Here is a 19,040-nt window from a genome sequence, read left to right on the forward strand (position 1 = left end):
GTGACAGCCCACCGCTCTGCGTCTACGCTGCATATGCGCATATCGACAGGAGGGGTCCATGCACCGCAAGCTCGCGGCCATTCTTGCCGCCGATGTCGTCGGGTTCACCGGCATGATCGTCCGCGACGAAGAGGGAACGCTCAGGCGCGTGGAACAGCTGCGTCACGAGGTGATCGGGATGCAGGTCGAGGCCCATCGCGGCCCCGTGTTCAAGGCCATGGGCGACGGGTTTCTGGCCGAGTTTTCCAGCACGATCGAGGCGGTTCACTGCGCGGTCGCGATCCAGCGAACCATGGCCATCAACGGCGCGCGCGACCGGGACACCACACCGATGCGCCTGCGGCTTGGGGTTTCCGTAGGTGACGTCGTCGTGCAGGACGGCGATCTGCTGGGCGAGGGAGTCAATCAGGCTGCCCGCCTTCAGGCGCTGGCGGAACCGGGCGGCATCGCCGTGTCGGGCGAGATCATGAGCCAGATCCGGGGCAAGATCGACCTTCCGCTGCAGGATTGCGGCCACCAGCGGGTCAAGGACTCCGATGATCCGATCCACGTCTACATGACGCGCGAGCATGGCGAGAACCGCGCGCGCGGGCTGTTCGATTTCGACGAAGACGCATTGGCGGCGATGTCGGCCACAGGTGGCTGTCTGTGTGGTGCGATCCGGTACGAAATCAGCCTGCCGCCGATCAGTACCGGCTATTGCCATTGCCGCTTTTGCCAGCGGTTCACCGGCGCGGCGATGAGCGCGTGGACGGCGTTTCCCGCCTCGGGCGTACGGTTTCCCGGGGCCGAGCCCCGGTATTTTTCCTCGTCTCCCATCGGCGAGCGCGGCTTCTGTCCCGATTGCGGATCAAGCCTCACCTACCGGCTGGTGCAGCCAAGGCGCGCAGCCTATCTCGTGGTGATGACGACCAGCCTTGACGAGCCGGGCAAATACGCGCCCGCCGCCCATAGCGGCATCGAAAGCCGCATGCCGTGGCTCGACATCCTCGACGATCTGCCCCGCACCACCTGCGCCAATTCCCGCGTGCTTCAGGAAGCCTGGTCATCGGTGGGCCTGCCGGACCCCGAGACATGGGTGCCGCACGCCAAACCGCCCAAGGTGTTCTGAACCGCAACCGGTGCCCCACCCGCCGCGCGCGGGATTTACAGCGCTGCCCTCAGCTTCTACCGTTCCGGACGCCCCGATTCCTGCCGGTGGAGACCAATGCCGCACGACACCCCCAATATCCTGCTGGTCATGGCCGACCAGATGACCCCCTTCATGCTCGAGGCCTGCGGCCACCGGGTCGCGCGCACCAGACACATGAAGGCGCTGGCCGACCGGGCGGTCAACTTTGCCACCGCCTATACGCCCAGCCCGATCTGTGTACCTGCGCGGTCGTGTTTCATGACCGGGCTGCACACCTCGACCACCGGTTGCTACGACAACGGCGATCCCTATCACAGCTTCATCCCGACCTTCGCCCATTACCTGACCAACGCGGGCTATGACACCGTGCTGTCGGGCAAGATGCATTTCATCGGCGCCGACCAGCTGCACGGCTTCCGGCGGCGGCTCAACACCGACATCTACCCCTCGGGGTTCATCTGGTCCTACCCGCTGCTCGATGAAAACGACCCCAACGCGATGGCCTTCGATTTCGCGCCCCAGTACCAGGCCCGCAATATCGGCGCAGGCTGGAGCGCCGAGCTGCAATATGACGAGGAAACCCATTTCCGCGCGCTCGAATACCTGCGCCACGCCCCCGACCGGCCCTTCATGCTGACGGTGTCCTATACCAACCCGCACCCGCCCTATATCGTGCCCCGCAAATACTGGGACATGTACAAGGATGCCGACCTGCCGCTGCCGCATTACCCGGCGGACATGGATGCGCACTATTCGGATTTCGACCGCGCGTTCTTGCGCTGGTACGGGCTCGACCGCAAAAGCATCCGCAATGAAACGGACCTGCTCGCGATGCGCCGCGGCTTTGCCGCGCTCGCCCACTACATCGACGACAAGCTGGGAGAGCTGCTCGACGTGCTCGATGAACAGGGCCTGCGGGACAACACGATGGTCATCGTCACCTCGGACCATGGCGAGATGCTGGGCGAAAAGGGCCTGATCCAGAAACGCAGCCACTATGAATGGTCCGCCCGCATCCCGCTGATCATCGACTACCCCGGTGCCGGGCACCGCCGCGTCGACACGCCCGTGTCGCTGATCGACCTGCCCGCCACCTTCCTTGATCTGGTCGGCGCCACGCCCGCCCGCCCGATGGAGGGGCGCTCGCTGATGCCCGCGCTGCGCGGCGAGCCGCTGGACGAGGTGCCGGTGATCTCGGAATACCACGGCGAAGGCATCATGCGCCCCAGCTTCATGATCCGCAAAGGTGCGTGGAAATACCTCTACTGCCACGGCTCCCGGCCACAACTCTTCAACATCGACGCCGATCCCGGCGAGTGGACCAACCTGGCCGGTACACCGCAAGCCGCCGATATCGAACGAGAGATGGCGGCGATCATCACCGATCGCTTCGATCTGGATGCCATCGAACGCGATGTCTGGGCGCGGCTGGCGCAAAAACAGGTGGTCAACGCGGCCATGGCGGCGAACGAGACCGCGTGGGATTATCAGCCCGACCCGAACGCATCGACGGCCTATATCAGAACCTGAGAAACGGCCCGTCCGATGACTCGAACAGGCCTGCTTCTTTCTGGTCTCGAATACCCGAATTCCGCCGCAACCGCCGGGCGCGACGTTTATCTGAAATTGCGGCTGTCCTTGATCTGATCCCAGGCCCAGACCACTTCCTGCAACTGGTCTTCCTGGCTGCGGTCGCCGCCGTTCATGTCGGGGTGCAGCACCTTGATCAGCTTCTTGTAGGCCGATCGCACCTCGGCCTTGGTCCAGCTGTCCTTGGCCTCAAGGATCTCGATGGCGCGCCGTTCGGTCGGCGGCAGGCGGCGGCCTCCGGCGGCGGCACGGCCCGGGTTCTTGGTGGCATTCTCGCCCAGAACCTGATGCGGGTCCTCGATGCCCAGCCGCGCCCAGGCGCGGGTTTCGGGATCGATGAAGGGCTTGGTCTCACGCTCCCACACCTTGTCCTTCGAGCGCTGCGCGTTCAGCTCGGCCTCGGTGGTGCCGTCGAAAAAGTTCCATTTCTGATTATATTCGCGCACATGCTGCTGGCAGAACCAAAAGAAATCGTCCAGAACGTCCGGCGCCTTTGGCGCGCGGTACTTGCCCGCCTCTTCGCATCCCTCGTGGTCGCAGAGGCGGGTCGAGGTCTCGGACGCACCCGACATGCCCCGCCGCCCGCGCGGGTTTTTCTTCTTTGCGGATGAGACCGACATGTCGAACCCGAACGGGTCTGATTTCACCATGGCGCTGCTCCTTACGAACTCGTCTTCTCGACTCGGAGGCAGCAGTTTAGTCTAAGTGGCCGAAGATAGAAGAGGGGAGCGGCAATTATTTTGCCGCATGAGCAGAAATGAGCATGACCGAAGACATCCGTACCCGCCTGACCCAGGCGTTTGAGCCGCGCGAGCTTGACGTGATCGACGACAGCGAAAGCCATCGCGGCCACGCGGGATATCGCGAAGGTGGCGAAAGCCATTTCAATGTCCGCATCCGCGCCGAGGCCTTTGCCGGCAAATCCCGCGTCGCCTGTCATCGCGCGGTGCATGCCGCCCTGGGTGACATCGTCCCCCGCATCCACGCGCTGTCGCTGGATATCGGCAGCTAGCGCCGCGCTGGTCCGCGCAGGGCGGCACCGCTTTGACACGGCAGGCGCCCGCGCTAAGCTGGCCGGATCAAGTTGGATCGAGTACCGCCATGCCGCCGACCAGAAAACTGGCAGCAGTCCTCTCTGCCGATGTCGTGAACTATTCGGGGCAGATGAAGGCTGACGAAAACCGAACGCTCACCGAGCTTCGCAAACTGCGAAAGGACGTGTTCGAGCCGATGGTCGCCGATCATCTGGGCAACGTGATCAAGCGCATGGGCGACGGCTGGCTGGTCGAGTTTGCGGCGGTTTCCGACGCCGTGCGCTGCGCCCTCGATCTTCAAAGCGGCACGGCGCAGCATTCCGCGCTGCAACTGCGGGTCGGGGTACATCTGGGCGACGTCGCCTTTGACGATGACGACATCTTTGGCGACGGCGTCAATCTGGCCGCCCGCCTTCAGGCCGAGGCGGAACCGGGTACGGTGCTGATTTCCGACGTGGTCCAGCGCAGTGTCGACGAAGAACTGGCCAAGATCTTTCGCCGGGCCGGAGATCGCAACTTCAAGAACCTGCCCGCGCCCGTCCCGGTGTTTCAATGGTCCCCGCCCGAGGCGCCGCCGCCGCGCGTGACGCCGAAAACCCATGCCCAGTCCCTCATGATCGGCGTGCTGCCGTTCGACAACCTGTCCTCGGATCCCGATCAGGCTTTTTTTGCCGACGGCATCACCGAAGAGATCATCACCACGCTCTCCAAGCTTCCGAAACTGCTGGTGGTCGCGCGCAATTCCACGTTTGTGTACAAGGGGCGTTCCGTCGACATCAAACAGGTCGGGCTGGAACAGGGTCTCGATCTGGTTCTGGAAGGCAGCGTGCGTCAAAGCCGCGACCGGGTCAGGATCACCGCCCAGCTCATCGACGCCAGATCGGGGATGCATCTTTGGGCCGACCGTTTCGACAGGCACCTCGAGGATGTCTTCGAGGTGCAGGACGAGATTGCCCTCAAGATCGCGACAGAGCTTCGGGTCGAACTGCTCGAAGGCGAAATGGCTCGCTTCCGCGGATCGGGAACCACCAACATGGAGGCGTGGACCTCGCAACTCAAGGCGGTCGAATGCTGCCGGAAAGTCACGAAGGAAAGCTATGCCGAGGCCCGCCGTCTCGCCGAACGCGCAATTGCGCTGGATGCATCCTACTCGGCCCCTCTGTGCACCCTCGGGCATGTCTGCACCGTCGAGGCGCGGCACGATTTCACGCCGGATCGCGCCGCAGCACTGGCCGAGGCGCGCGAATGCGCGCAGCGCGCCCTGCAGATCGACAGCTACAATCCCGAGGCCCACGCGATCGACGGCTTTGCCGAGGCCATCGACGGAAATCTCGACGCCGCGATCCGCAAATTCAACACGGCGCTGGCGCTCAATCCGAACCACGCCGATGTCGCCGCCCGGCTTTCGCTGACGCTGGCCTTCAACGGGCAGGTTACCGAGGCGATCCGTTTCGCGCAGCAGGCCATCACGCTCAACCCGTACTATCCCGGATGGTATGCGGGCGTGCTTGGCTTTGCGTTGCGGCTCGATGGGCGACACGCCAGGGCCATCGAGGCCTTCAGGGAATACAGCGACATCGTCGAGGGCTTCGGCCATCTGGATCTTGCGATTGTCCATGCCGAAACCGGCGATATCGACACGGCCCGGCAAGAAGCGCAAACGCTGCTGAAACACCGCCCGAACTTCACGATATCTTCGTGGAAGAAAACGCAGCTTTACCGCGATCCCCGTAACCTGGACAGGGATTGCGATCATCTGCGGCAGGCCGGTCTGCCGGATTGAACAGCGTATCGGGCGCAGCCCGACCGCTGCCACCGGTTTGCCGCGCGTCCCGACAAGGCGCTAAGGTCGAACCTGCAAGATCACATTCATGGATCGGAGTGGCCGCATGCAACCTCCTGAGACGCAGGGCAAACCGGTGTTCAAAGCGGGGCTTGATCCGTCGCCCCGCACATATTCCGACACCGTCACCCTGTTGCGCCGCGCAACCTTCGCCCCCGACCGCCTGCCCAGCCAAACCCCCGCGCAGATCGAGGCATGGCTGCTCGAAGACGCGCTTGCCGCCGGGGATCTTCTGGAATTCTATCAGGAATTCCTGTGGCGCATGCTCAGGGCCGGGATGCCGGTGGAACGAAGCAGCCTGCATGTCGGCACTCTGCACCCGCAGGTCCTGGGCTATGTCTGGATGTGGAACAGCGACGACGGTTTCTGCGACGAGGGTGTCATCGACCAGTCGGTGCGCATGACGGATGCCTACCGCCGCAATCCGCTGTCCCGGGTGATCGATCATGGCGAACGCTTCCGTGCTCGCCTCGATCCGTCCAGACGGGCCAAGCATGGCCCGTTGTTGGGCGACCTCGCCGAGCAGGGATATACCGAATACGCGGCCTTTCCCCTCCGCTCCGGCGGCGCCAACCACAATGCGGCAACCGTTGCGACACGGCAGCAGGGTGGGTATTCGGACGAAGAGTTCGGCCAGATCGAGCGCCTGTTGCGCATTTTCGCTCTGCATGTCGAACGCCACATCGCCGAGCGGATTTCCCAAAACATCGCCAGCACCTATCTCGGCTCGGATGCCGGCCGTCAGGTTCTCGACGGCTCGATCCGGCGCGGTTCCGGTGCCGCGGTCGAGGCGATCATCTGGGCATCGGACCTGCGCGGGTTCACGCGGCTTTCCGACCAGATGACCGATGGTCAGCTGACAGCCGTCCTGAATGCCTATTTCGAATGCCTCGCCAGTGCGGTCATCGCGCAGGGCGGCGATGTCCTGAAATTCATCGGGGACGGGATGCTGGCGGTGTTTCCCTTTGCGGCCTTCAGCGATGAGACCGCCACAGCACAGGCCGCACTCTCCGCCACACAACGGGCGCTGGGCGCACTCGATGCCCTGAACGCCGATCCCGCCGCTCTTGCCGGGGTCATGGCCTGGCGGCCCCTGCAGACGGGAATTGCGCTCCACCGCGGCACGGTGTTTTTCGGAAATGTCGGCGCGCCGGACAGGCTGGATTTCACCGTGATCGGCAAGGCGGTGAACACCGCAAGCCGGGTCGAGGCGCTTTGCAAAACCACCGAACGGCCCGTGCTGGTCACCGCGCCGGTTGCTTCCCTCGCCAGCCGCGATCTCGCCAGCCTCGGCTTTTTCGAACTGGCTGGGCTGGAACAGCCGCTGGAGCTGTTTACGTTCCGCTGATCCGTCGCGCGACGGGACAACGACCTGCGCCTTGCCGCCGAGGGCCCTGAATACCGCAACTGCCGTTCTTGCGCGCGACACCGCTTTCATGCGCCAGCGAAGACCACCAGCACGAATGCCCGACTACGCGCCTTGCCAAAAATAGTATCCGGTCAGGAACAGTCCAAAAGCTATGATGCCTGCGCGCAGCGTCGACTGAGGAACCATCAGAGACAGAAATCCGCCAAGATAACCACCTATGGAAGAGCTGACCATCATGACCACAGCGAATGGCCACGACACCGAACCGCTGAGGCCGAAAATTATGACCGCCACGATGCTCACGGCGAAAACCACCGCATTTTTCAACGCGTTGGCCTCATGCAGATCTGCGTGTCCGTTCAGTATCAGCGCGGCCAACAGGATCTGCCCCAGGCCCGCGCCAAAGTATCCGCCGTAAACAGAAAAGAGAAAAAGCACCGCAACCGGCAAAAACGCCCATATGCGGGCCGAACCGATCCTCAATACCAGAATTGCCCGCCGAATTCCGGGCGCGGTCGAAAACAAGACCGTCGCAAATCCGATGAGATATGGCACGGCCGAGGCAAAGGCTGCCTCGCCGAGGTACAACAGCAACAAGGCACCAAGCGTTCCGCCCAGAACGCCAATGCCTACGGGCATCAGGCAATTCCGGCCAAGACGCTTCAACTGAGGGCGGAATGCCGGAAGCGCCGCAAGATTGGCGGGCGTCAGGGCCACCATGTTCGTCGTGTTGGCGACCAGGGGGGGCAGGCCCGCCCATATCAGGACTGGAAAGGTGAAAAACGTCCCGCCACCGGCAATGGCATTGGTGGCGCCCGCCAGAACGCCGGCGGCGACAAGAATCAGATAGGTCTCGACCCCTGCGGCTTCCAAGACAGGTTCCCCAACTGAATGACACGACCGTCCGAGCGCCGTGAAAACGGGTCACCCAAATCAAGTATGCCGGCGTTTTCAGTCTGGTCCGGGCCGCTCAGGTCCGTCAAGGAACAGACAGCCGGCGTGTTTTCCACCTGCGCCGTCAGGTTTTTCTTCTTCGTCCGGCTCGGGCTGTGTCTCGGCCCTCTTGAAAGACAACGGCGGATCATTCGACTCCTGCGAGATCCGCGCCGGGCCGGAAATCGTGCCGGGCCCCGGAACCGGGCGGGCCAGCGGGATGCCCTCGGGCGTGTGACTGGGCATCTCGACTTCCGCAGTTGTCGGCTCGCTGCCCTCCGCCAGCGGCCTGCGAAAGACCAGCACGTTGCGCCAGTTGACCGTGCTTCCCGTGATCCCGCTGCGCTCTTCGCTGGGCAGCAGTTCGGCCCGCAGATATTCCCACCCCTCGGCCGCCAGGGCGTTGAGCGACTGTTGCACCGAAAGGGCAAACCGCCCCTCTGCCGTTTTGACACCCCTGGCCTTGGTGCCCTTTTGCGGGGCCGGGACCACCTTGTATTCGTATCGGATCATGCTCGCGCCTTTGGTTGATTGCGCGCAGGTTACTGCAACCTCCGTCCAAAAGGCCAGAGCTCTGAAACCCGCAACCGCCAGGTGGCGGCATTTCCGCCAGACCCGTGGCCAAAACCCGCCAACTTGACGCACGCCCCTGCGCGTAGGCTTAATGCAGGGGCGATTTTGCGATTTGATACATGCTTTCAGGACCTGTCCATTGACGAAAGGCCAAGACAACACACGCTGGTGGATTTTGGGCGCGATGGGGGTGATCCTCGGGGTCATCCTGCTGGACGAAACCGTCGTCGGCGTCGCCCTGCCGACCATCCAGGCCGAGATCGGCCTGACCGCGCTGGGCGCGCATTGGGTGGTGAACGTCTATCTGCTGACGCTGGCGGCGCTGGCCGGAGCGGCGGGCAGACTGGGCGACATTCTGGGCACGCGGGCGCTGGTCGTGGCGGGGCTGGTGCTGTTCGGCCTGTCCTCGGCTGTCGCCGGGATGGCGGGCAGCGGCACAACCCTGATGCTTGCGCGCATGATGCAGGGGATCGGGGCCGCGGTGATCTTTCCGCTGTCTCTGGTGCTGGTCTCGATGTCCTTCGGCGAGGATGAGCGCGGCATGGCGCTGGGCATCTACGGCTCCATCGGCACCACCTTTCTGGCGCTGGGGCCGGTGGTCGGAGGGCTGCTGACCGAATACCTCTCCTGGCGCTGGATCTTCTGGATCAACCCGCCGATCGTTCTGGTCGTGGCGGCGGTCACCTGGCGGTTCTGGCGCGACCCCGACCGCGTGCCCGAGGACCGGTTCGACTGGCGTGGCCTTGTGCTGCTGGTCACCGGCCTGACCCTGACCGTCTTTGCCATCATGGAGGGGCCGGACCGCGGCTGGACCCGCGCGGACGTGGTTCTGCCGCTGGGTCTGGGGCTGGTGCTGCTGGCGCTGCTGATCCCGGCCGAGCTGAAATTCACACCGCCCCTGATCGCGGTGCGCCTGTTTTCCAACCCGACCTTCGCCGCCTCGAACCTGATCGTGTTCCTGGCCCAATATGTAAAGATCGCCAGCTATGTCTTTGGCGCGATGTATTTTCAAACCGCGATGGGCCTGTCGCCGCTGATGGCGGGCGTAGCGCTGTTGCCCGCCGTGGCGCCGCCGATGTTCTCGGCCCCCTTTGCGGGCAAGGCCGCGGACAGGTTCGGAACCCGTGGCCCGTCGCTCATGGGGGTGCTGGGGTCGATGCTTGGTATTTCGGCGGTGGCGCTGGGTATGGGGATGCACAGCCACGCGCTGATCCTTGCCGGGCTGCTTTTGTCGGGCGTCGCCGTATCCTTTCTGTTCGTGCCGCCGCAGCGCGCGGTGATGATGTCGGTGCCGCCCGCGATGCAGGGGCAGGCGGGCGGCATCGTGCTCAGCAGCCAGCTTCTGGGCGGCACCCTCGGCATGGCGCTCTGCAGCACGGTCTATGCCATGACCGGCAGCTTTCCGGCGGTGTTCTGGACCACCGCCGCCTTTGCTCTGGCGGTGCTGCTCTATGCGCATTTTGCCATCGAACATCCGAAGCACAGCAAGCCGAAAGGGACCCCGTGAAACCCAATCTGACCCGCCTCCTGCGCGCACTCGCCATCGCCTTTCTACCTGGCCTGACAGCCGGGCTTGCATCGGCGCAGGACGGCGCGCCAAAGCTCGACTTCGCCTCGCGCAATCCCGACTTGCCCAATGTCGCGGTGCTGGCCACCGGCGGCACCATCGCCGAACGCACCGACCCCAAGACCGGCGGCGCGGTTCCGGCGGTCTCGGCCAAGGATCTGGTTGCCGCCGTGCCGGGCCTGTCCAAACTGGCCAATATCGGCGTGCTGCAGGTCAGCAACATCGATTCCTCGCAAATGACCCCGTTGATCTGGGCCAGGCTCAGCGCCGATCTGGACGCGGTGCTCGCACGCCCCGACATTGCCGGAGCGGTCGTCACCCACGGCACCGACACCATGGCCGAGGGCGCGTTTTTCGTGGATGTAACGCTCAAAAGCGGCAAGCCGGTGGTGTTCACAGGCGCGATGAACGACGCCTCCAGCCCCAACCCCGACGGCCCCGGCAACATCCATGCCGCCGTCGCACAGGTGCTGTCGCCCGATGCCGGAAACTGGGGCGTGACCGTGACCCTCAACCGCTATGTCAATTCCGCCCGCCACGTGCGCAAGACCCAGACAACCAACGTCCAGACCTTCAACTCGGGCGAAAAAGGGTATCTGGGCTATGTCCTGGGCACCGATGTGCAGCGCCTCAACGACCGGGTGAACCGTATCCGCCTGCCGCTGCCCGAGCCGATGCCGCAAGACTTTCCCGACATCCCGATCATCATGGATTATGCCGGCTCTGACGGCCGATTGCTGCGTCATGCCGTCGACAGTGGCGCCAGGGGGCTGGTGGTCGAAGGCGTCGGCGCGGGCAACGTGAACGCCGCCACCTTCAAGGCCATCGAATACGCTCTGTCCAGGGGGCTGCCCGTGGTCATCGCCACCCGCGTTCCCCATGGCCGGGTCGAACCGATCTATGGCGATCAGGGCGGCGGCGCGACGCTGCAGAAAGCGGGCTGCATCCTCGCCGGAGACCTGCCATCGACCAAGGCCCGCCTGCTGCTGATGCTGGGCCTGCTGCAGCACGGGCCGGACAGGGCGGCGTTGGGGAAGCTGTTTGAGGGGGGATGACCCGGCTCCAGACAAAATAGCACCCGATTGGCCAGCCCTCACAGCATAGGTTGCAGTTTGTCAAAGATGGTCTGCAACATGGGCGATGAACGCGTCGAGGTCGTCGGGTTCGAGGCCACGGCTGCCGTTGCCATGTGAACTGGTTTTTGCGGATGCAGTCGGCATATCGCAGCCCGAAGCGGCCAAACGCCACTGGACGGAAATATCTGCTAACTGACCTCGCCGCGCGGGTCGCGTAAACCATCAGGGCCAGCGGTCACGTGCACCGCGTCTAAAGGCCGAACACAAGACCGCTTCTGACAAAATGCAAATCACCTCAAAAATGTCTTGCTTTGCAGGAGCCATCCATGCAGGACAAAGCGCCATTTCGCTGCAGTTGCGCCAAGGGCTGGTCTTATTGAGTGATAGATTGATCCAGTTCCAAAATATTGCCTTCTGGGTCACATCATCAGAGCCCCCGCTGCCCTCGACCTCGGCCTCTTGCGATGCCTCGATCCATACCGGCGTGGTGCCTGCCGTACATGGATCGACCGGCAACCACGATGTGTTTCGCTTCTCGATGCCCGATATCTTTTCGGAGGTGCGCAAGCGGGGTGGCGTGACCGGGGCCGTGGCCCATTCCTACTGGTCAGAGTTTTTCAACCGCGCGCCCTTCGATCCGGTCCGCGACATCGAATATGACGAGCCCGAGAGCGGCACCATCAACCATGGCCGCTTCCACACGATGGCGGGGTACTGGCCAGCCAACCAGATGACGCCCAGTGATGCCGACCTCTTCGCGACGCTGACGATGCTGACAGAGCGCTACAACCTCAATTTCGGCATTCTGCACACCTGCACGCTTGATAGCATGGGCCACAGGTTCAAACATGACTGTGAAGAGATGGACGGCGCGTGCTGCGCCCTCGACGCTCAGCTGACGCCCTATATCCGGCGCTGGCGTGACAACGGCTACGAGGTGATCGTTGCCGCCGATCACCGCCAGTCGATGCGCGGTCGCCATGGCGGGCGCGGTGAAGACCAGCAAGACGTCGCCCTTTATTACTTCGGCGGAGCAAACCGCCCCGATCCCGAAACGGCCCTGAAACTTACCCAGCTCGCCCCAACAGTCATTTCCCGCCTGGGTCTGCCAATCCCTGGACCCATGTCGGAGGACAGTTTCCTAAACTGAGTCACACTCGCAAATATGACCTCCCTGTCGCGATGAGTTCGCGCAACCTGGGTGGCGTCAATATCGGCGCCACCCCTTTTTGCGGATCAACCCAACCAAAACATTCCAACTTTGAAAGACAGCTTTGAGTGTAAGGTCGCTATTTGTGTATCTCGCAGCATTTGCAAAATGGGCTCAGCCGTTGAATCCGCCGCTCCTTGCCAGAATGCCCGCTGCCAGATAGCAAACGGCACACGAATATCTCGAAAATTCGGGAACTCCGTGCAGTTGCGGATGTTTGGCCGGAAGGTGCGAGGACTTGGCCAAAGGACTGTCTCAGAGCGTGTCATCATCGCGGATCGCGGCGACACAGCATGGCTGTGAAGAGCCCAGATCCACCAGTGCTGCGCGCAGCCGAAAGGGCTGCAATACCATCTAATTTGTGGTCGTTGGCAGGCGGGTTTCTAATCTTGGCGGGGTCGCACGGTTTGATCGTGATCGAGATCTTCCATATCCTTGAAACGATCACCGATGCGATGATGCGGGCGGCCACCTGTTGCCACGCCGATCGCGATCAGGATTTCATCGGCGGCGGGCGCATCGGGAATGTTAAACTCTACGGTCATAAAGTGAGAGCGCGCACCGCCCCGGGTTATATGCTTAAGCGGCATGGTGATCGAATTGCCCGGCCCGCCACGTTTGTTTGAAAACGGAATGAACTCACTGCTTTGCACCGCGTCGCGCAAAAAATTGCCAAACCGCAGGGTATGGATTAGGGCTGATCCGTGTTCGACCTCACCGTTCACGCCAACAATGGCGGATTTTCCAAACGCCTCGACGTTTTCGCCGCCACCCACCAGCGGCATGAGCCGGCCGACCATCTCCTCTCCGAGCACCGGAGCGAAAGCGTGAATTTCGGGGCGCAGATCCTCGACAAACCGACCAGACCACGGGTTTTTCAGAACGGCGGCGACGGCGGCCATACGCAATGGCGGGGTTGCCGGTTTGTGGCCTTCGATCAGAGTGTCTTCGATAAAGGCGACGTATTTGCGAACTTCGGGTGTCATATGTTCTCTGCCTATTTGGGGTTAGGTGCCACAATTGGCGGCGAGGAATGGGTCAATCAGGCCACCAATTTGATCGGGGGCTTCCAGCAGCACCGAGTGTTTGAGGCGAGGCAGGATGTGCAGTTCTGATCCGGCGATCCGTGCATGGATGAATTCCGACATGCGTGGATTAGAACCAATGTCCTTTTCGCCAGTCATGATCAGCGTCGGCACGGCGATACGTTCGAGTTGATCCCCCAGATCGCTGCCTGCAAGCACGCGATAAGCGGCGACGTAGCAATCTGGGTCATTTTGCAGGGATTTCTGACGGCGCGCCTCCAGTACCTCGGGGTGGGCCGCGGCGAATTCGGGGGTGAACCAACGATCAACGGCGTTGGACAGATGGGTTGTCGCTCCTTCGCGCGCAAGGGTTTCGGCACGTTCGTTGACGCGGGCCTGCTCATCAGGTGTGCGACCCGCGACGGTAGAAACCAGAGTAAGGGATTGCACACGGTCAGGATGAGACAGCGCCAGGGATTGCGCCACCAGACCGCCCAGAGAAAAGCCGATGACCGAAACACGGTTCAACCCCAGATGATCCAGCAAAGCGACGGCATCGCCACTTAGATCATCCAGCGTATAAGGCCCCGGCGTTCGCTGTGATTGCCCGTGCCCGCGCTGATCATAACGAACATAACGCCGATCCGGCGACATGTGTGACAGCACACCATCCCAACTTTCCAAATCGGCACCCACGCCATGGATCAGCAAAACCGGGGGGCCGGTTCCTTCATCACGGTAGTTGAGCGCTACCGCCGCTCCGCGCTTAAACATCCGCAAGAATCCGGGCATCCCGCGACCTAAAACTGAGCGTTGCCTGCGATCCGATTTCGAGCGCGGTCGCCTCGGCCTGCGCGGCTTGTTCCAATGCGATCACTTCTGTGCCGTCCTCAAGTGCGATGATCGCCTTGCGCGACTGTCCGAGGTAGATCAGCTCCTTTACGGTGCCGCTGAGCGTGTTGTCATCGCCTGATGCATTTGTCCCGCCCACGACGTGAAGCCGCTCGGGCCTGATTGCCAGAACAGCAGCCGCGCCCTCAGGCAGAGGAGCATCCATCTGCCCGCTGAGACCACGCACCTTGGCATTTTTCCCTGTCGCCGCTTCGATCCGGCCGGAAACGAAATTGGTCTCGCCGATGAAGTCAGCGACAAATTTGGTCTGGGGTGCCTCGTAGAGATCGTGCGGTGTGCCGATCTGCTCAATACGACCCTCGTTGAATACGGCAATTCGGTCGGACATCACCAATGCCTCTTCCTGATCGTGGGTAACGTACAAAACAGTTGCACCAAGGTTCTTGTGCAAATGCATGATTTCGATCTGCATATGCTCGCGAAGTTTCTTGTCGAGCGCACCAAGAGGTTCATCCATCAAAAGAAGCCGAGGCTTGAACACCATGGCGCGGGCCAGAGCCACGCGCTGTTGTTGACCCCCCGACAGTTCCTTGGGCAAACGCAGGCCAAACCCGGCCAGACCCACCATTTCCATCGCTTCCTCGACCCGCGCGCGGCGGTCCGCCTTGGGTACGCCTCGCATCTCTAATGGAAAGGCTACGTTTTGGGCCACAGACATATGCGGGAACAGTGCATAATGTTGAAACACCATGCCGATGTCGCGTTTCCATACCGGGATCGGATCAAGTGGTTTGCCTTCCAGCTGGATATGCCCTTTGGTTGGTTCGGTGAAACCTGCAACCATCATCAAGGTAGTGGTTTTGCCCGACCCAGAGGGCCCAAGGAAAGTGACAAATTCGCCCGGTGCAACATCAAGATTGATATCCTTGGCAGCAACAACACTTCCATAGGCCTTGCCGATTTCAGAAAGTTTGAGAATTGGGTCGGTCATCTGGGAGGTCCTTACAGCCCGGGCGCACGGCCGGAACGGCGTCGCGCAAGCCCATCCATCAGAAGGGCGAAGAGAGAAAACAAGAACAGCACTGTCGCGATGGCGGCAATGGTCGGGTCAGTGTCACCCTTGACGTTCGACCACATCTGCACCGTTACCGGGCGCACCCTTGGTGTCGATAGAAACAGCGATACAACGAGTTCGTCAAAAGAGATGACCATTGCAAACAACATGCCTGACATCACCGAGGGCGCGATCAGCGGCAGGGTAACCCGGCGGAATGCAGTCCATGGGGGTGCGCCACAATTTGCGGCGGCGTCCTCTAGACGCTTGTCGAACACGGCCAGATTGGCGCTTACAGTCGACAGAACAAAGGGCAGGGTCAGGATCACATGCGCGATGACCAGCCCGGAGAGTGTACCGTAAAGGCCCCAAATCCGGAACACGCCGAAGATCGCAGCGGCAGTGATGATCACCGGGATAATCAGCGGTGCCATCAGGATACCACGGATCGCTATTGCCCATTTGCTTTGCATCCGGCTGAGCGCAAGTGCAGCAGCGGTGCCAAATATTGTGGCGATGATTGCAGTGGGCAAAAGGATCTTCACCGACGTCCAGAGCGTTCTCGTCCAAGTCGGATTGTTGAACATCTTCTCGTACCATTGCAGCGAAAAGCCAGGCGGTGGGAAGGTGAGGTACAGCGCCGAACTGAACGAGATTACCAAGGTAATCACCAGCGGCGACAACATGTAGATGACCAACAGAACGTTGATCACGCCGCGCACCCCGCCCCAGAACCGATCGGAATGGAACATCAGATGCGCCTTCCCTTGATCTTGAGGAGGGCGTTGATCAGCAGGAACAGCAGGCCGGTCCCGACCAGCAGAACGATGGCCAGGGCGGACGCCAGCGGCCAGTCGCCGAATTCGTCGATCCTCTCGAAGATCAGCTGTGCGATCATGATATCGCCGCGGCCACCCAGCAAAGCCGGGGTAATGAAATACCCAAGCGCGATGATGAAGACGAGCATCGCCCCGGTTGCCAACCCCGGCAGGCAAAGCGGCAGGTAGATCCGGAAAAACGCCCGGATGGGGGTGGCGCCAAGGTTGGTGGCGGCCTTGAAATACGACCCGTCGATGCGCGCCATGACGGAGAACAGGGGAAAGACCATGAAGGGCAACAGCACCTGCACCATTCCCAGCAACACTCCAAAACGGTTGTAAACCAGGTCCAGCGGTTCTGTGAGGAGGCCGATGCCGATCAGGATGTCGTTGATGATCCCGCCGCGTTGCAGGATCACCAGCCAGGCGAAACTGCGTACCAGGATCGAGGTCCAGAACGGGATCAGGACCGAAAAGATCAGAACCTTGCGCACCCAGGGGCTTGAATGAACCATGGAGTAGGCGACCGGAAACCCGATCAACGCGCATAAAATCGTCGTTGCCCCGGCAATCGCCACGGTGTTCCACAGAACACCCAGATAGATCGTTCGGGAAAAAATCGTGATGTAATTCTGTAAACCCCAGACGGGTTCAGAGACGCTGCGCTGTAACAGCCAGCTAACGGGATAGAGAAAACATAACCCGACCAACAGCACTGCCGGTGCCAGTAGCCAGATGTTACGATCCTTCAGGAACATCGCGCAGCGTCTCCGGTTGGTTTACGTCAGGTTAGCTTCCACTCTGTCCAGCGTTCGGTCAGCTCTGCAAGGTTGTCGCGCCAGTAATCGGCTCGGATCAGGAACCCCTTGGCCTGATTGTCCTCGCTCGTGGCAAGCCAAGGTAAAACGTCCTCGTTGACATTGGCAAAGGCAGCAGGGTTCACCGGCGCATAGGCCAGCGTGTTAGCCATCAGTGCCTGATTGTCGGCGTCCGCTGTTGCGTTCATGAAGTGCTGCGCGACCTCGGCGTTTGGTGCCCCTTTGGGAATCACCAGATAGTCGATCGACCGGATGTTCTGGTTCCAGCTGATGTTCACCGGTGCCCCTTTTTGGTTTACGTCGAACGCGCGTCCGTTGAGGATCACACCGACTCCAACTTCCTTGTCGACGAATAGTTGCTGGCTGACAGAGTTGGAACTGTACCAGATCACATGATCCTTGATGGTGTCGAGCTTGGCAAAGGCACGATCCACGTCCAGCGGATAAAGGTCCTCGGGTGCGACACCGTCGGCCATCAGTGCAATCTCCATCATCGGATAGACCCGGTCGCGTAAAGCGCGCTTGCCCGGATATTTCTCGACATCAAAGACATCTGCCCAACTTTGCGGCGCATTGTCGCCCACGACATCGGAGTTGTAGCCAATGTTGTAAGACCACACGATACAGCCGATCCCCTTGCGGTGAACGTACGCCTGGTCCAGCTCGCTGGCATCGACAATGTCAAAATCCAGGTCCTCGAACAGGTCTTCATTGGCAAAGAGGAAGGTGTCGGTTACGTCAACCGTATCCCAGATTGGTTCGCCCGCTTCCACCATGGTGCGCAGCTTGGAACCGTCCATCGGGCCGTCCTGGATAATCAGAGCGCCGGTTTCTTCCATGAACGGGTTGCAATAGGCAGCCTCCTGTGCAGCCTGATAGCTTCCGCCCCAGCTGGCGAACACCATCTCGCGGCCTGACAGGTCGACGGCGGCCATGGCAGGGCGGCTTGCAACGCCGAGCGCGGCCACAGAAGCAGAGGCATAAAGCGACGTGCTTAGGAATTTGCGGCGGCTCAGACCCGCCATTTTGTTTTGATCAGTCATTGGTTTGGCTCCCTGTTGTTGTTTGCATTTCCCATCCCGCGAGCCGTCAGGCCGCCATTTCCTTGGCACGGAAATAGGGGATGACGCGTTCGCCGAACAGCTCGACGGTTCGCACCGCCACGTCATGCGGCAACCCGAAGGTGGGGCCGATCATGATGTGGTTGATTCCTGCGGCCTGATAGCGTTCCAGCTTTTCGATGATTTCATCCGGCGTACCGAACAGCAGGTTCTGTTTCAGGTTTTCGGCCTGATATTCCCCGCGTCCGGCGACCGTGTCGAAATCCACCGGCTCGGGGAACCCGTCGGTCACCGCGCCGGAATTCTTGAACAGGTTTTCGAAGTTGCGCCCGAAGTTAACCACCGACTTTACCGCCGTATCAAGTACGCCGGGATCGTCATAGACACAGCAGACCCGCAAGGTGGCATGTTCCAGACGGGCCGGGTTTCCGGCTGCATTGCTGGCATTGCCGAATTTTTCGACAAGGTCTTCGACCTCGGAAAAATCTTTGCGCAGGGCTGTGGACATGACGTTGCAATTGTTCTTCAGCGCGAATTCGAACGTATTCTGATCACGCGCCGCCACCCACATGCTGGGCGGTTTGCCAAGCGGTTTAGGCACACAGGCCACTGAAGGGAAATTCCATAACTCTCCGTCATGGGCATAGTCACCTTCCCACAGCCGCTGAACCGCCGGGATGATTTCGCGCAGGTATCTGCCGCCCTCGCCCTGGGGCATGCCACCGGCCATGCGGTCGAATTCGTACTGATAAGCACCGCGACCCAGACCCAACTCCAGCCGGCCACCGGTCAGGATGTCACACATTGCCGCCTCACCGGCCAGCCGGATCGGATGCCAATAGGGCGCCGCGACCACCGCCGTACCAAGCCGGGCGTTCTTGGTGTGATTGCCCCAATGTGCCAGCAACTGGAACGGGTTCGGGGAAATCGTCAGCTCGATCGTATGGTGTTCGGCGGTCCAAATGATGTCGAACCCGCCCTGATCGGCTATTCTGACCAGATCGAGTGCCTCATCGGCCACCACATCCATTGTCTTGGATGTGTCGAAACGGGCCATGTTCACGATAATGGAAAATTTCATGTGT

18 protein-coding genes are annotated in these 19,040 nt (G+C 61.4%); 8 read left to right on the plus strand and 10 right to left on the minus strand.

Annotation, left to right across the window (positions count from 1 at the left end):
- Positions 1-58 precede the first annotated feature (58 nt).
- Together AC2FMY_RS17095 and betC are read left to right on the plus strand one after the other, a co-directional pair.
- Positions 59-1,111: a GFA family protein gene (locus AC2FMY_RS17095; RefSeq protein WP_496807768.1), complete on the plus strand. Its 1,053-nt coding sequence runs from the start codon at positions 59-61 to the stop codon at positions 1,109-1,111.
- A gap of 96 nt (positions 1,112-1,207) precedes the next feature.
- A complete protein-coding gene (gene betC / locus AC2FMY_RS17100) occupies positions 1,208-2,662 on the plus strand; it encodes a choline-sulfatase (RefSeq protein WP_496807769.1) in 1,455 nt (484 codons plus the stop codon).
- A gap of 86 nt (positions 2,663-2,748) precedes the next feature.
- Here the strand turns inward: betC and AC2FMY_RS17105 are convergent, their stop codons facing one another.
- Complete coding sequence (locus AC2FMY_RS17105) at positions 2,749-3,372, minus strand: J domain-containing protein (RefSeq protein WP_480749185.1); 624 nt, start codon at positions 3,370-3,372, stop codon at positions 2,749-2,751.
- Between the two features lie 107 nt (positions 3,373-3,479).
- Between AC2FMY_RS17105 and AC2FMY_RS17110 the strand changes: the two genes are divergently transcribed.
- The 3 genes from AC2FMY_RS17110 (at position 3,480) to AC2FMY_RS17120 (ending at position 6,947) form a co-directional block, all read left to right on the plus strand.
- A complete protein-coding gene (locus AC2FMY_RS17110) occupies positions 3,480-3,734 on the plus strand; it encodes a BolA family protein (RefSeq protein ID WP_480749186.1) in 255 nt (84 codons plus the stop codon).
- An 89-nt stretch (positions 3,735-3,823) separates the two neighbouring features.
- Entirely contained in the window at positions 3,824-5,539 is a 1,716-nt protein-coding gene (locus tag AC2FMY_RS17115; RefSeq protein ID WP_480749187.1) for a tetratricopeptide repeat protein, read from the plus strand.
- 106 nt (positions 5,540-5,645) lie between these two features.
- Positions 5,646-6,947 carry an adenylate/guanylate cyclase domain-containing protein gene (locus tag AC2FMY_RS17120; protein ID WP_496745443.1) on the plus strand — a complete coding sequence of 434 codons (1,302 nt, stop codon included), beginning with the start codon at positions 5,646-5,648 and terminating at the stop codon, positions 6,945-6,947.
- A 123-nt stretch (positions 6,948-7,070) separates the two neighbouring features.
- Here AC2FMY_RS17120 and AC2FMY_RS17125 read toward each other — a convergent pair whose 3' ends face one another.
- A complete protein-coding gene (locus tag AC2FMY_RS17125; RefSeq protein ID WP_496745445.1) occupies positions 7,071-7,841 on the minus strand; it encodes a sulfite exporter TauE/SafE family protein in 771 nt (256 codons plus the stop codon).
- A 78-nt stretch (positions 7,842-7,919) separates the two neighbouring features.
- Positions 7,920-8,414 (minus strand): DUF4177 domain-containing protein, encoded by a 495-nt coding sequence (locus AC2FMY_RS17130; RefSeq protein WP_496807770.1) that lies wholly within the window; start codon positions 8,412-8,414, stop codon positions 7,920-7,922.
- A gap of 199 nt (positions 8,415-8,613) precedes the next feature.
- Here AC2FMY_RS17130 and AC2FMY_RS17135 point away from each other — a divergent pair, with 199 nt between their 5' ends.
- The 3 genes from AC2FMY_RS17135 (at position 8,614) to AC2FMY_RS17145 (ending at position 12,267) form a co-directional block, all read left to right on the plus strand.
- Entirely contained in the window at positions 8,614-9,981 is a 1,368-nt protein-coding gene (locus tag AC2FMY_RS17135; RefSeq protein ID WP_480749191.1) for an MFS transporter, read from the plus strand.
- Positions 9,978-11,096, plus strand: a complete 1,119-nt coding sequence (locus AC2FMY_RS17140) for an asparaginase (RefSeq protein WP_496807771.1) — start codon at positions 9,978-9,980, stop codon at positions 11,094-11,096. Before AC2FMY_RS17135 ends, AC2FMY_RS17140 begins: the two co-directional genes overlap by 4 nt.
- A 322-nt stretch (positions 11,097-11,418) precedes the next feature.
- Positions 11,419-12,267, plus strand: a complete 849-nt coding sequence (locus AC2FMY_RS17145; protein ID WP_496807772.1) for an alkaline phosphatase family protein — start codon at positions 11,419-11,421, stop codon at positions 12,265-12,267.
- Between the two features lie 443 nt (positions 12,268-12,710).
- Here the strand turns inward: AC2FMY_RS17145 and AC2FMY_RS17150 are convergent, their stop codons facing one another.
- Genes AC2FMY_RS17150 through AC2FMY_RS17180 form a run of 7 tightly spaced genes read right to left on the minus strand, consistent with a single transcriptional unit; the run spans position 12,711 to position 19,036 of the window.
- Positions 12,711-13,313: an amino acid synthesis family protein gene (locus AC2FMY_RS17150; RefSeq protein WP_496745450.1), complete on the minus strand. Its 603-nt coding sequence runs from the start codon at positions 13,311-13,313 to the stop codon at positions 12,711-12,713.
- Positions 13,314-13,334: 21 nt separating this feature from the next.
- On the minus strand, positions 13,335-14,126 hold the full coding sequence (locus tag AC2FMY_RS17155; protein WP_480749194.1) for an alpha/beta fold hydrolase: 792 nt from the start codon (positions 14,124-14,126) through the stop codon (positions 13,335-13,337).
- Entirely contained in the window at positions 14,119-15,195 is a 1,077-nt protein-coding gene (locus AC2FMY_RS17160; protein ID WP_496807773.1) for an ABC transporter ATP-binding protein, read from the minus strand. The genes AC2FMY_RS17155 and AC2FMY_RS17160 overlap by 8 nt, the downstream gene beginning before the upstream one ends.
- Before the next feature lie 11 nt (positions 15,196-15,206).
- Positions 15,207-16,010, minus strand: a complete 804-nt coding sequence (locus AC2FMY_RS17165) for an ABC transporter permease (RefSeq protein ID WP_480749196.1) — start codon at positions 16,008-16,010, stop codon at positions 15,207-15,209.
- Positions 16,010-16,834 carry an ABC transporter permease gene (locus tag AC2FMY_RS17170; RefSeq protein WP_480749197.1) on the minus strand — a complete coding sequence of 275 codons (825 nt, stop codon included), beginning with the start codon at positions 16,832-16,834 and terminating at the stop codon, positions 16,010-16,012. Before AC2FMY_RS17170 ends, AC2FMY_RS17165 begins: the two co-directional genes overlap by 1 nt.
- A gap of 26 nt (positions 16,835-16,860) precedes the next feature.
- Positions 16,861-17,937, minus strand: a complete 1,077-nt coding sequence (locus tag AC2FMY_RS17175) for an ABC transporter substrate-binding protein (protein WP_480749198.1) — start codon at positions 17,935-17,937, stop codon at positions 16,861-16,863.
- A gap of 46 nt (positions 17,938-17,983) precedes the next feature.
- Positions 17,984-19,036: an LLM class flavin-dependent oxidoreductase gene (locus tag AC2FMY_RS17180; RefSeq protein WP_480749199.1), complete on the minus strand. Its 1,053-nt coding sequence runs from the start codon at positions 19,034-19,036 to the stop codon at positions 17,984-17,986.
- Positions 19,037-19,040: the final 4 nt, after the last annotated feature.

The sequence above is a fragment of the Ruegeria sp. YKSE079 genome (assembly GCF_059612845.1).

Coding starts and splice junctions, on each gene's coding strand:
- AC2FMY_RS17095 (WP_496807768.1), top strand. CDS start 59: ATGCACCGCAAGCTCGCGGCCATTCTTGCCGCCGATGTCGTCGGGTTC.
- betC (WP_496807769.1), top strand. CDS start 1,208: ATGCCGCACGACACCCCCAATATCCTGCTGGTCATGGCCGACCAGATG.
- AC2FMY_RS17105 (WP_480749185.1), bottom strand. CDS start 3,372: ATGGTGAAATCAGACCCGTTCGGGTTCGACATGTCGGTCTCATCCGCA.
- AC2FMY_RS17110 (WP_480749186.1), top strand. CDS start 3,480: ATGAGCATGACCGAAGACATCCGTACCCGCCTGACCCAGGCGTTTGAG.
- AC2FMY_RS17115 (WP_480749187.1), top strand. CDS start 3,824: ATGCCGCCGACCAGAAAACTGGCAGCAGTCCTCTCTGCCGATGTCGTG.
- AC2FMY_RS17120 (WP_496745443.1), top strand. CDS start 5,646: ATGCAACCTCCTGAGACGCAGGGCAAACCGGTGTTCAAAGCGGGGCTT.
- AC2FMY_RS17130 (WP_496807770.1), bottom strand. CDS start 8,414: ATGATCCGATACGAATACAAGGTGGTCCCGGCCCCGCAAAAGGGCACC.
- AC2FMY_RS17145 (WP_496807772.1), top strand. CDS start 11,419: ATGTCTTGCTTTGCAGGAGCCATCCATGCAGGACAAAGCGCCATTTCG.
- AC2FMY_RS17150 (WP_496745450.1), bottom strand. CDS start 13,313: ATGACACCCGAAGTTCGCAAATACGTCGCCTTTATCGAAGACACTCTG.
- AC2FMY_RS17155 (WP_480749194.1), bottom strand. CDS start 14,126: ATGTTTAAGCGCGGAGCGGCGGTAGCGCTCAACTACCGTGATGAAGGA.
- AC2FMY_RS17160 (WP_496807773.1), bottom strand. CDS start 15,195: ATGACCGACCCAATTCTCAAACTTTCTGAAATCGGCAAGGCCTATGGA.
- AC2FMY_RS17165 (WP_480749196.1), bottom strand. CDS start 16,010: ATGTTCCATTCCGATCGGTTCTGGGGCGGGGTGCGCGGCGTGATCAAC.
- AC2FMY_RS17170 (WP_480749197.1), bottom strand. CDS start 16,834: ATGTTCCTGAAGGATCGTAACATCTGGCTACTGGCACCGGCAGTGCTG.
- AC2FMY_RS17175 (WP_480749198.1), bottom strand. CDS start 17,937: ATGACTGATCAAAACAAAATGGCGGGTCTGAGCCGCCGCAAATTCCTA.
- AC2FMY_RS17180 (WP_480749199.1), bottom strand. CDS start 19,036: ATGAAATTTTCCATTATCGTGAACATGGCCCGTTTCGACACATCCAAG.